Annotated in this window: 1 protein-coding gene (only partly in view); it reads right to left on the bottom strand. The window is 57.2% G+C overall.

The window, feature by feature from the left end:
- Window positions 1-13,433 carry the 5' portion of an Ig-like domain repeat protein gene (locus NTX59_03235; GenBank protein MCX5784681.1) on the bottom strand. 18,928 nt of this gene lie to the left of the window's left edge, so only the first 13,433 of its 32,361 coding nucleotides appear in the window; it begins with the start codon at window positions 13,431-13,433; its stop codon lies off the left edge, out of view.
- Window positions 13,434-13,491: the final 58 nt, after the last annotated feature.

Genomic DNA, 13,491 nt, shown 5'->3' with positions numbered 1-13,491 from the left:
CCGTCATAACAGGTTCCGTGGTTCACCCCCTGGAAATCTCCGGAAGGTATTTTCTTTATCCATGTGGTCAGCGACCCCGCGTCCTGGGACATCCAGTCGGACAAAGCATTATCCGCGACCCAGTTGTCGTCAAAGGAGTCGAAATAACAGGGAGTGCCAAGCGCGTCAAAGCGCCTCACCCTTACATAGACATTGTTTAATCCTGACGCGTTAATGCCGTTGTCGACATCCAGGGCAGTGCCGGCTATGTTTGAAATAGGGGCGTTCAGATAAACCACGGGCCCCCCGCCCACGGCGGGATACGTGGAATTGGACACAGGAATAAAGCGGTCCATTGTAAACGTGACGCCTCCGGCCGTGGGGACCGTGTCCGCCCTGTTCTGGTTGCCCACGACATCCTTGCCCCTCACGTAAACGGTAAAGATCTTGGACTGGGACAGCGTATTAAACACATTGGCAAGGGTGGCATTTACGTATGTCCAGGAAGAGGCATATATATTCGTCGCGTTCAGCCAGTTGGCGGCCGTGAAACCGGTTTTTGTCCAGTCGGCGCCGTCCCAGTAATAGCCGCCGCTGTTCTGCATGATCACGATCTGTATCCCGTCTCCGGGGTTCGGGCCAGATGCCAAAGGCACGGGTTCGGTAAAATCGCCCTTTATGACCGGCATGGCGGTATAGGCGAAAGCTCCGGGCATGGTGACCGTGGTGGTAGGCGCCGAATTATCATAAGTGAACTGCTTCTCCATATAAGGACTTTCCAGATTCATCGCGCGGTCAATGGCCCTGACCCTTACTTTATAGAGGGACCCCTCGTTCAACGCGGCGGCCGGCGGCCAGCCGTTGGCCCCTCCCCCGTAGGTCCACGAGGCCGTACGGTGCAGCACTACGCCGAACTTGCTGTCGGGCGGCGGATTATCACCGTAGGTTATATCAGGCCTGAGCCAGTTATCCCCTCCGTCAAAGCTGCCGGCGCCGTTATAGTTGTAATCGGAGCCCGTGTGGTCCACTATCTGCATCTCCACGTAATTGAGACCCGAATACGCTTCGGCGGACTTGCTGACCCATTCCGCCGAAGTTCCGGAAAGGGTGGTTATCTGCGCCAGGTTATGATACGCCAGGCTGGGCACGAGGATGGAAGAAGACGGCTTGTTGACGTCGTATATAAAGTCCCGGAATACGGTGCCGGCCGATAAGTCCGTGGGGGTAAGGTTTCCGGCATTATCCACCGACCGCAGCACTACCCGGTAGCGCTTGTTCGTCGTCAGAGAAGGCGCCGGGATATCCCAGGGATTTATGGAATTCACTATCAGGAAAGTGGACGGCTTCACGCTCCACTGAGCGCCGTCCCATTTGGTTTCCAGGGTCTGGTCGGCCTGAAGCTGGCTTATCTCGGCCGTTATCGGAGGCACTATGCCGGCGGGCGCGTCGGCGGAGTTGCCGGTGATCGATGTAATGGGCCGCGCGTCGCTGTAGAAAGCGCCGGTGCCGGCCATAGGAGTGGAGATGGTGATGGTGGGATAGTTGAAGTCCGTGGTCACCGACATAGAGGAGAAGCTTTCCTGGTTGCCAGCCGCGTCAAGGCCGGCTATGCCAAAGTAGTAAACATGGTTATTGGTGGGAAAGACGGGTATGCTATAACCAACGGGCGGATACTTCCAGGTAATAGTGCTGGTAGAGGAGCCGACCTCCGAATACTCAAGCGGCAGATTGAATACCGTGCTGGAACTCCAGTCCAGCGCCGTCCCGGACGAATAATATGTTTTAGCGTCGTCAATGTAGTAAATACGCAGTTTCAGGCCCAATGAGGCGGACGCCTGCAATCCGGCAAGGCCCCCCGCGCTGGTTCCCGATATCTGGGAAAGCGTGTGCTGTATGAAACTGCCGTCCGCGGGCGCGGAAACTCTTGAGACCGGCGGCGTGCCGTCCACAACGAATTTCTGGACAGTCGGGGGGTCCTGCATGTTTCCGCCGTTCGCGTCCATCGGCTCGGCCTTGTCAAAGGCCCTTGTCATCAGCGTATAGTTCCTGTCCGAAACCCATTCCTGCGGCATGCTTCCGTTAAATGAATAGTTCCAGGCGGCTGCGCCGAGCGCGTTCTGCCAGGCTGTGTCCGAGGAAACGAGGTTGCTCCAGGCCGAACCGGCCCAGTAATAAGTGTCGTTCCCTTCCAGGTAGCTCAGGTTGAGCTGCACCCTGTTGATCTGGTCGGGGGCGAATGGCAGCACAGCGTCGGCCGCGGCGCCGTTCAGGGCCGAGCCGCCGTCCAGGTTCGAGGGTTTGTATTTTCCCCCGCTTGCGGGCATCACTATCGTGGTGGAGGGCGGCGTTCTGTCCCAGATAAAGGTCATGGAGGAAATGTTGTCCGTAAAGCCGTTCTGATAATTTGAAGCTTTGTCCACCGCCCGCGCCTGGACCACGTAAAAATATCCGGTGCTGAAGGCGCCCGTGTTAAAGTTCGGCCGCGAGTAGCTCCAGGTGTCGGTGCCGGAAACGACGTTAAACGAGGAGAAGTTGGTGTTGAAAGACGTTCCATCCCAGTATTTAGGCTGCCCGCCCGACATCAGATAGTACATCTGCAGCTCAACGCGGTCCAGATCGGATTTGCTGTTGGGGGTATTGGAACCTATCGGATCATAGGCCGCGCCGGTAATGGCATCAAGGCTCCTTAATATCTTCCTTGGCGTCGGATACGTAAACGAGGCGCTCGGCAGCGTGGTATCGAACAGGATCTGATAGTGGGACATCTGGTTCTCGTCCGTCTCAATGTTCCCGGCTTTATCCTTCGGTCTAAGATAGACCATGTAGTTTTTGCCGTCCTTGAGCGCGCCGTTCAGGGTTGCGGGGGCGGTGGACCAGTTTACTATGTTGGCTGTTGTGTAATCGGTTTCAATATCCGAGATGCCGTTGGCAAAAGACGAGCCGTTCCAGTAACGGAGCGAGTCCAACTCCTTAAACCGCACGAAGACATTGCCGGAGTAATCCTTCTGCAGGGAAGGCAGGAAGGAGATACTGCTGGGGTCCGTGGCCGTGCCGCTTATGGAAGTAAGGGAGTTTACATAGGGTTTATTCGGCGCGAGTATAGTGCCGACGGGCTTGGTATTGTCTATGATGATCGTGAGCGCGGCGCCCGGAGTGCCCATCACCCCTATCTCGTTATAGCCGAAGGCCGAGAGGGTGTAGGAAGCGTTGTCCACCGTGAAAGCATCGACGCCGGACAGGTTCTGGCTCCACGCGCTGCCGTTATAAGAAATCATCGTGGAAGTATCACTGTCCTGCCAGTATTTATCAGCCCCGTTCTCATACCACCAGGCAACCGGTTCTTTGAGCCGCTTTATCCTGAGCTGCACCTTCCTGAGCGAAGTGCTGCCGCCGCCTCCCACCGAATGGATGTTGCTGGCCATGAAGTTCTTGCCATCGTATCCTTCGGGGGTGTTAATAGTGACAAGGGCCGGCGGAGTTTCAAGGTAAAAATTAATGTCCGCGGGCGGCGTGTTGCAGGGATTCAGTATGCCGTTGACACAGAAGCTTTTTTGGTTGCCCGCGGCGTCAATGGGCAGCGCTATGATATCGTAAAACCTTTCATTTATCCAGGGCACCTGGGAGGTATCAAAGCTCCAGGCCGCCGGCTGCCCCGCGGGACTGGCGGTGGCGCCGGTGGAGAACCATATCCTGTCGCCCGGGTACGCCCCGGTGACATGACAGTCCGTCGTGAACTGATTAACGACCGGGTCATAGCACTGTACGGGGGTGGTGCTCATTATGATCGACATCAGCACCACGCCGGAGGTTCTTAACTGGCCCGGCAAAGAGTCCTGGGCGGTACCGTAGATGCCGGGGACACCGATCACGTGGCCGGCGGAGGAGGAGGGCGCAGTGGAAAGGCCGACCGGCGGGGTGGTGTCAAAGGTAAAGTAGTTGGTCGTATAGTCGCTCTGGAGATTGCCCGCTATATCCGCCACCCTGGACATCACGTAATAAGTGGCTCCGTCCTGTATGGCCCCGGCGGCGAGGCCGTAACTCCAGGTGCCGGAAGAGACGCCCGTGAAATCGGCCTTGTACCACTGCCTTGTGCCGTTCAGGAAGCCGGCGCCATTCCACCATTTGCCGTCCGAAAGCCGCTGCATGGCCAGCTCGACCGCCGTAGCCGAGGTGCTTATGCCCGATTCAAAACTCCGTTCCGGCGGCCAGCCGGGATGCAGATTTTCCGCCGAATCGTCCGCCGTGCCGGTAATGGCCGGGACCGAGGCGAGGAAGCTGTTGTGCGCGGGAAACGTTATCTTTGAGGACGGCGTGGTGAAGTCCACCACGAAAGTAAAAGTTGAGAAATAGGCGCCGGAAATATTGTTCTGCGCCAGATCGACGGCATAGTGGTTGATGTAATACTGATAACCGTCCTCAAAGGCGGCCTGGTTGACGAGTTTGGTCCACTCCGGCGACGAGAAAGTATCCGAGTCATAGAAATTCGGGGCGGCCAGCCAGTTGTTGTTGTTGAAATCCCAGTACGCGTCGCCTGACCGCCTGAATCTCAGTTTAGTGCGGTTGACGCCGCTCGGTTCGTTGCCTCCATCGTGAGCTTCTCCTTTTATAATGCCGGTTGATCTGGCCAGGATATAAGACACGGGAACGGTAATAGAAGTTAAAGGTATGGTACGGTCAAACGTGAAGAACTGGGCGGTTGACCCGTCGGCTTTCAGGTTGCCGTCAAACTGGGGATTAGTCGGGATATTCATCCAGTTGCCGGCTGTATCTACCGCTCTGACCCAGACCGAGATCTTTGAATTGTCAACAGGCGTGAGCGGCGGCAGGGGTATGGACCAGGCGCCGCCCGCATAAGTGGCGGCGTTCCAGTGGGTGTACTTGGTGGTGGGAGCATAATCCCAATCCCCCTGATCGCCGTTATAGGTGCCGTTCCAATATTGGTTAAAAGCTCCCCTGGCTTTGACCATCACATACACCCTGTCCACAACCCCCTTATCGACAGCGGTACCGTATAATGTGTCTACGGAATTAAGGTAGCTGTTATTGGCGGGCGCTGTGGCAACCGCTAAAGGAGGCTCATTGTCAAATTTTATCACGCTGCCGATCCCGCCCGGCACCGTAGTGGGGTCTACACCGGGGGGAGAATTGAATTCCCGGTTCTGCGCCAGATCGTAAGACCAGGAAACGGCCAGATAATCCGTAGTGCCGATGCCGCTCATCGCGGTCTGAATGTTGGCCGGCACGTTCCAGTTCCAGTTAACCACCGCGGCTCCCTGGATGTATGGAGAGGTATCCACCGCCGCCTCATACCAGATGGGGTAGGCGCCGCCGAAACTGCCGACCCCGTTCCACCAGCCGCCGGATTTAAGCTTGAGCGCTACCTTCAGGGTATAAGTGCCCAGACCGGCCTCGTAGGTGCTCTCGCCGTAACGCTCATCCGAGGCCGTGCCGCTTATCTGGGTAAGCGCGTTAATGTAGCTGCCCCCCGTCCCGATTACGGTGGAAGTGGGGGCATACAGGTCATACTGGGTTATCACGCTTGAAATACCGGAGGGGTTGCCGACTATGTCAAAGGCGCGGGCTTCATATTTGTACTGGTGGTCGCTTGTGAAATTGCTATCCGGGACAAGGAAAGACCAGTTAGCCACCGACGTCCCCTGCGACGGCAGCCACAAAGTTCCGGAGCAGAGGATGAAATAGGTCCCGTTGAAACAGGCGGGGTAGGCGGGGTCGGTAATGTCGGTGAGGGCCACGGCGCCGGTACTTGGTCCGGTGTAAGGCGAACTCTGGTTATTGAAAGCCTGTCCCGAGAAAGTGGAGAGCCGCACCTGGGAGTAAGTGGCGCCGTTTATGGGGGTGTTTATCTGAACCAGCGGCCCGGTAATGTCGTAGGTGAAAGTGGAAGTGGAATAAACGGCGGAAATATTGCCGGCCCAGTCCAGGGCGCGGGCGGATATAGTGTATACCGTGTCATCCTTGAACATTGACTGGTCGACCGTATAAGACCAGGAAGTGTCCCCCAGCCGGACCGCGTTATTCCAGGTATTGGGTTGCGCTGTCCAGCCCGCCGCCGCTCCGTCCCAATACATTGTGAAAGCGCCGGCGCCGGTGGAAATGCGCACCTGGCTGTTTTGATGCCCCGCTATGTCGGCGTTGGCCGTGCCGTATATCCCGGTAAGCGCTTTAAGCACATTTACGGACGGGGTGGTGATAAGCACGGACGGGGCCGAGTTGTCTATAATAAAGTATTTTACGTTCACTCCCCTTGAGGACGGGTTTTCCTGGTTGCCGCTGCCGGTGTCATCCGCAAGCCGGGAATCGTCCATGGCTTTTGATTCCAGTTTATATTCCCTGTCGCCGGCCGGCCAGTTTATATCGTTGCGATAATCCCAGGCCCAGTTCGGAGCCGAACCGGTTATCGACGCCGGCTTCCAGGCGGTGGCGGAAGTGACGGTCCAGGAACTGAAGTCCAGCCCCGTCCAGTAGTAAGTATCCCCGTTCAGAAGATATGAAAGCCTTACGCTGACATCCGCCACAGTGGAGTTGTTCACGAGGTAATGGATGTCGGAGGCCGAGCCGGAGAAACGGCTTGAGGTCGCTAATTTGCCGACCTTGCCTTCCTGGTACCGGCCGTGCACGCCGTCCAGATCGTCGGCCGGAAAAGTTATCGCGGAGTAAGGCGGATATTTATCTATCGTAACGACCGTAGAGGAAATGCCGGCGTTGAAGATATCCTGAACATTGCCCGCGATGTCGGCGGCGTACGCGAGTATCACATATTTAGTACCGTTCGGCTCGGCCGTAAATTGTGCGTCAAAGCCCGGCGGCGCATAAATCCAGCTAGTGGCGGAGGGCGAAAGCCAGCCGTTATCCGTCACGGATATCCACACGGGGTTATTTTCGGCGAATGAGGTTCCGTTATACCACATTGGCGGGCTGCTTAATTGCTGCACGGCCACATAGACGCTCTTGTTGCCTTTGTTATCGGAAGCCGTGCCGGATATGGACGGAAGATATCTTATGCCGCTCCCGTTGGCGTCGTAGGGAACCAGTATCCTCGCCGTGGGCGAGGAACTGTCAAAAGTGAACGCCGCCGCCACCGCCGAGCCGAGATTACCGGCCTTATCCGTCACATAAAGCTCAGCCGTGTAGCTATGGTCGTTTTCCCAGGCGCTCCCGTTCAGAAAATAATCGGTGGTATAGCCCACAGTGCCGGTCTTCAGCACATCGTCCCAGGAAAGCGTAGCCGGCAGATCGGTGTTGGCGCCAAGCGCGGTAAAGGTGGAGGCCTGCCAGTTCCAATAGTTCATCGCCGCGTTTTTTACCCTGAAAAACGCGCTTTGCACAGTGCCGGGCGCCGTATCCGAAACCGTTCCGGAAAGGGCGGACAGCGTTTTCAAATAAGTTGTGCCGGGGGCGGTTATGCCTGAGGCAGGCGCCGTTGGATCAATTATGAACTCTCTCCCGATCCCCGGGACCTCCCAAGTTCCCACATTCAGGTCTCTGCCTCTTGAGACGACCCTGTATTTACGATTGTTATTCCAGCCGGAAGGTATGCTCCATGCCCAGGAATAGCCGTCCCACACGGTATTTACTCCCACGAAGCAGGAATCGACGCAGGAGCCGGTGGATATCCATTGCGCGCCGTTCCAGGCCACATCATCGTTGCCCGTGCCCTCAACCAGGTTCGGGCCATAGTCCACTATCCGGAGCTGGACGGTGGTGGAATAGACGGCCGTGCCTATTATCTGGGGGATAGGCGAAAGCTTCCAATGCGGCATCGCGGTGTTGGGCGTTGTTATACCCGTAACAGGCGGCGGCGGATTCAGCGTGAACTGTATGTAGGAGCTCAGCGGGCCGGGCGACGCCGGTTTGTCCACCTCGTTTCCGGCCTGGTCGACCGCCTTGGCGAAAATCCGGTAATCAATAGCCTGGCCAGAGGAGGTAACCCAGCTGGGCGTGGAAATGCCGGTGGCCAGCCAGACGCCGCCATCGACTCCGTTGGGGAAACTGGCGTCGTAGAAGAGCTCCGTCGGGGAATTCCAGAGCATGGCGGCGCGGTTCCAGTAACCGGCCGGAGGGCTGACCTTGTAATAGGATACCCTGACTTTATCCAGTATGCTCGGCGCGGTGGCTGAAGCCGAACCGGAAACCACATTCAGTTCGGCCGACAGAACGTTGCCGTTCAAAGGCCAGGTAACGCTTGAGGACGGCTTCGTAAAGTTGGATTGTACATTTGTGGCCGTGGCGTAAACCAGCTGGTAATTGCCTGCCTTGTCCCTGGCATAGGCATTTATTTCGTAGGTCACGCCCGCCTCCCAGGGAGCGGCGTTCAACTGCCACCAGGTGGCCGACGGGCTCAAAGTCCCGTAGGAGACGACGCTGTTGACGGTGGCCGCCGCCGGCCAGTTGGAAATGGAACTATCCCAGTAGTGTCCGGTATGGGCGCCGCCGGAGAGCTCTTTGATCCCTACCAAGACATCATCCACTTTACCGTTCGGCGCGTCATACGAACCGCCGGTTATTTTGCCGGTCTGGCTTATGGAGCCGTTGTTATAGGGATAGCTTATGGCGCTGGTGGGGCTGGTAATGTCATAGACAAAAGACGCCTTGACCCCGTAGCCCTCGACATTTGTCGCGAGATCTGTCGCGTTGGTCTGTATGGTAAACCTCCGGCCGTCGTTGCCGTTGTATAGCGCGGCGGTAAGGGGCCAGCTCCAGTTATTATACGGGGCGTTGGCGCCTATCGGCTGCGGGTTCACGTTCCAGCCGCTGACGCCGTCAAAGTACCGGCCGTCGTCGCGGATGATGTAAAAGTTCAGGCCGGCGACACCGGAAGCTCCCGGGTCGTAGCTGGTGCCGGAGAGTGTGTCCGCCTGGGTGTTAATGTAACTGCCGTCAGCCGGCGCGGTGACGGTGGAAACAGGCGCCTGATTATCAAAAAGGAAAGTGGCCGTGGTATAAACGGTGTCGTAGTTGCCGGCGGCATCCTTTGCCCGCGCCCTGACACGGTAAGAGGCTCCGCTGGTCCAGGTGGAATCCTGTATATTATAAGTCCAGGAAGACGAGCTCTGGTACAGGGACTGCTGCGCCGCCAGCCACGGCGCGTCATTGTCCGTCTTGGGGGACACGGACCATGGCGGGTTCAGCGCGGGGTCGTAATATTCGTTGAGGGTCGTATTGAAAATCGTCAAACGGGTCTCAACCACCTTCGCATTGTCGCCTGATGTGCCGGTAATATTCGCCAGGGTCCTGTACCTGGCGATGGAGGGCGCGGTTATATAGGAGTGCGGCATTTCATTGTCAAAGGCGACAACCGTGCCCACGCCCGCCGGTATGTCCGCGTTCAGCGGCTCGCCCGTGTTCGGGCCGTATTCGCGGTTCTGCGCCAGATCATAAGCCCACGGCACCAGCAGATAGCTAGCAGTCTGATGTGCCGGATCGGACATATAGGAAATAAGGTTGGCCGGCAGATTGTAAACGAACTGGTTCGGATTCGGGTTGGTGCTGTTAGTGACCTCATACCAGATGGGATTGGTGACATAGCTGGGGAAGTCGAAGCCGTCCCACCAGCGGGCCGTGTCAATTCTTTTGACGGCCACTTTAACCGTGTAACTTGAAAGTTTGGCGTTATATTGCCTGACGCCGTAGCGCTCGTCGCTCGCGGTACCGCTTATCAGGGTAAAGCCGGTGGTATAGCCCGCCAGGGGATAGGTTATGGTGGAAGTGGGCTTTTCTATGTCATAGATTATGGTCACGGACTTGAGATCCGAAACGTTGCCGGCGAAGTCGGCGGCTTTGGCGTCTATGCGGTACTGGGTAGTGTTTGAGAGCGACAGATTGCCGCTTGAGTAACTCCAGCCGGCAACCGGGCCCTGCGCGGGGACCCACTGGGGACAGCCGACAAATGTTGTGCCGTTAAAACAGGCCTCACTGCCGCTGCCCGGGCTTCTTACTATCTGCACCGCCACCGTGCTTACGAGCGCAAACTGCGAAGATTGGCCGGGCTGGCTTGAAGTTCCGGCTATAGGCGTGGAAAGCTTTATCTGCGAATAAAACACCCCGTCAAGCGGATAAGAGACCGAAACAGCCGGAGACGACACGTCATAAGTGAAGGTGGAAGTGGAGTAAACGGCGGAAACATTGCCGGCCCAGTCCGTGGCGCGGGCCTCCGCCATGTAGGCCACATCGTCCTTCAGCATGGCCGGGTTGACGGCATAATACCAGGAAGTCGGGTAGGTAAACTGGGGATTTATAGTATTCCAGGTGTTGTCGGTTGTCCAGCCGGGGACGGAACCGTTCCAATAACTGGTGTTGCCGCCCGTGCCTGTGGAAATGCGGATTTCGGTCAGCCGGTGGCCGGCCAGGGCGGCGTTGGCCGTGCCGTATATCCCGGTAAGCGCTTTAAGCGCGTTGACGGTCGGCGTGGTTATGCCTACCGCGGGGGGAGTATCGTCGACTATGAACTTGCGCGTGGTGTAGGGCCACACTTCCCAGTTACCGCCTCCGGCATCATTGGACAACCGGGCGTCATCCATGGCTTTTACTTCAAGTATGTATTCCAAGTCGCCCGCCGCCCAGGCGATATCCGTCATGTAGGTCCAGGTCCAGTTAGGGGCGGAACCGCTGAGCAAGGCGACTTTCCAGAATGTTTCCGAGGAAGTACTATTGGTAAAACCGGCGCCGTTCCAGTAATTAGTCGTCGTACCCGTCAGATATGAAAGCCGTATAGTTACCGAGCCGTTCTGTATGTCCGAATTCAGGGCCGGGGGATTATCGTACGCCGTGCCGGATAACAGGGTGGAACCGGCTGTCTGGCCTATATTCGCGCCCTGGTAACGGCCGCTGTACCCATCAGCGTCGTTAAAGGGCCTCGCGATAACAGAAGTGGGCGCGGCTTTGTCTATTTTGGCCACCATGGAGGAAATATTATCGGTGAATCCGTTCTGTATATTTCCCGCCGCATCCGACGACCTGACCAGTATCAGGTAGTTATAGCCTGAAGCGAAATCGGAGTCTAAAGTGGCAGGCGCGTAAATCCAGGAAGTGGCGGCCGGCGACAGATAGCTGCCTCCCGCGCTTGTTACATCCATCCAGTATGTGGTGTTTTGGTTAAAGCCCGCGCCATTGTACCAGAATTGGTTTGAGTCGTATTTTCTTATGGCTATCTGCACTTTTGAGTTCAGGTAGCCGTCCAGCGCCGTGCCGGAAATGGAAGGCAGCGACCTTATGCCGCCCTTATTGGCGTCGTAGGGAACGACTATTCTGGTAGTGGGCGGGACATTGTCGTAATTTATACGCGTGCCCACCGTTGCCGGGATATCCGTTTCCAGCGCCGGATCGCCGGTATTCGCCCCGAATTCCCGGTTCTGCGCCAGATCGTAAGCCCACGGCACAAACCAGTACGTTGCGCCTTCGTTCAAGGGGTCGGCCATTATCGCTTTAATTTCCGCTGTCAGCGAATAGCTGAACCTGGTCGGGTAGCCGCCGCTGGTGTTGGTGGCGTTATAAACCTCGTACCAGACGGGGTTTGACGCGCCGAAATTACCGCTGGTCTGGTTCCACCAGCCGGCGGGAGCGTTAACGCGCTTTATGGCCACTTTTATCGTGTAGGTGCCCAGCGACGCCTCATAATTCCGCACGGCGACGCGCTCATCGGAAGCCGTGCCGGTCAGCTGGCTAAACCCGGTAGTTACGCCGGAAAGCGGATAGACTATGGTGGAAGTGGGCTTGTCAATGTCATAGGCGAATGTCACGGAATTTACGGAGCTGTTCCCCGCGTAGTCAATGGCCTTGGCGTCCACACGGTACTGTTTGTCGTTCGTGAAACTCAGCGCCGCGCTGTTATACTGCCAGTTGGCCAGGCTCCCCCCGTTGATCGCAAGCCAGATGGGGCACACGCCGTAGCCTCCAGCCCCGTTATAACAGGTTTCCGCGCCGCCGGGGTTCTGGGTTATCTGCACCGCCACCGTGCTTACGAGCGCGAACGGCGAAGACTGGCCCGGCTGGCTTGAACTTCCGGCTATGGGCGTGGAAAGCTTTATCTGCGAATAAACCACCCCGGCAAGCGGATAAGAGACCGAAACCGCGGGAGCCGTCGTATCGTAGGTGAAGGTGGAAGTGGAATAAACGGCGGACATGTTGCCGGCCCAGTCAAGCGAGCGGGCTTCCACGGTGTAGATCGTGTCGTCGCTGAACATAGGCTGGTCGACCGTGTAATACCAGGAGGTGTTCCCCTGCCGGACCGTGTTAAGCCACGTATTCTGGTCCGTTACCCAGCCCGTTCCGGTACCGGCCCAGTATCTTGTGAAAGAAAGCGTGCCCGTGGAAATGCGCACCTTCGTGTATTGATGCCCCGCGGGATCGGCCGCCGCCGTGCCGTATATCTTGTCAAGCGCGGTAAGGGCGTTGACGGTCGGCGTGGTTATGCCCACCGTGGGCGGTGTACTATCAACTATGAACTTGCGCGTGGCGGTGTAGGGCCACGTTTCCACATTACCAAGGCCTGAGTCGTCGGACAGCCGGGCGTCGTCCATGGCTTTTACTTCAAGGGTATATTCCCTGTCACTCGCATCCCATGCGATGTTGGCCTCCACATAGTTCCAGGTCCAGGTCGGGAAAGAACCTCCGACCGTGGTGTTCCGCCAGGCCGATACAGAGTCAGAAGAAATGGTTTTGTTGAAAGCTCCGCCGTCCCAGTAATAGGTATCCGGGCTTGAAAGATACGAAAGCCGTATATATATGCTGTTGGTCGCCGGGATGCTGGAAACAAGCAAACCGGCACCGACGGGGTTCTCAACAGCCGTTCCGGATAACCGGGTGGCTGTCTGGCCTATAAGCGCGCCCTGGTAGCGGCCGCTGTATCCGTCCGCGTCGCTAAGCGGCAGGATAATAGCGGAAGTGGGCGCGTTTTTATCTATTTTGACCACCATGGAGGAGATGTCATTATCGAACACCGTCTGGATATTAGAGGCCGCATCCGACGACCTGACCAGTATAAGGTAGTTATAGCCGGAAGCGAAAGCGCCGGCCAAAGCGGCGGGCGAGTAAATCCAGGAGGTGGCGTTCGGCGACAGAAAACCGCTTGCCCCGCTGACTATATTTATCCAGTTCGGGTCGCTTTGAGCCGACGAAAAACCAGTGCCGTCAAACCAGTACGGGGTCGGGCTGTACTGTTTTATGGCTATCTGCACTTTTGAGTTCAGGTAGCCGTCCAGCGCCGTGCCGGAAATGGAAGGCAGCGACCTTATGCCGCCCTTATTGGCGTCGTAGGGAACGACTATTCTGGCAGCGGGAGGGACATTGTCGTAATTTATACGCGTGCCCACCGTTGCCGGGATATCCGTTTCCAGCGCCGGATCGCCGGTGTTAGCCCCGAATTCCCGGTTCTGCGCCAGGTCGTAAGCCCACGGCACAAACCAGTACGTCGCGCCTTCGTTCAAGGGGTCGGCCATTACCGCTTTAAGTTCCGCTGTCAGCGAATAGCTGAATCTGGTCGGGTAGCCGCCGCCG

The sequence above is a fragment of the Elusimicrobiota bacterium genome (assembly GCA_026388155.1).
GTDB lineage: Bacteria > Elusimicrobiota > Elusimicrobia > Elusimicrobiales > UBA9959 > UBA9634.
Note: the sequence above shows the minus strand (reverse complement) of the source record. Positions and strands in the feature narration are given on the sequence as shown.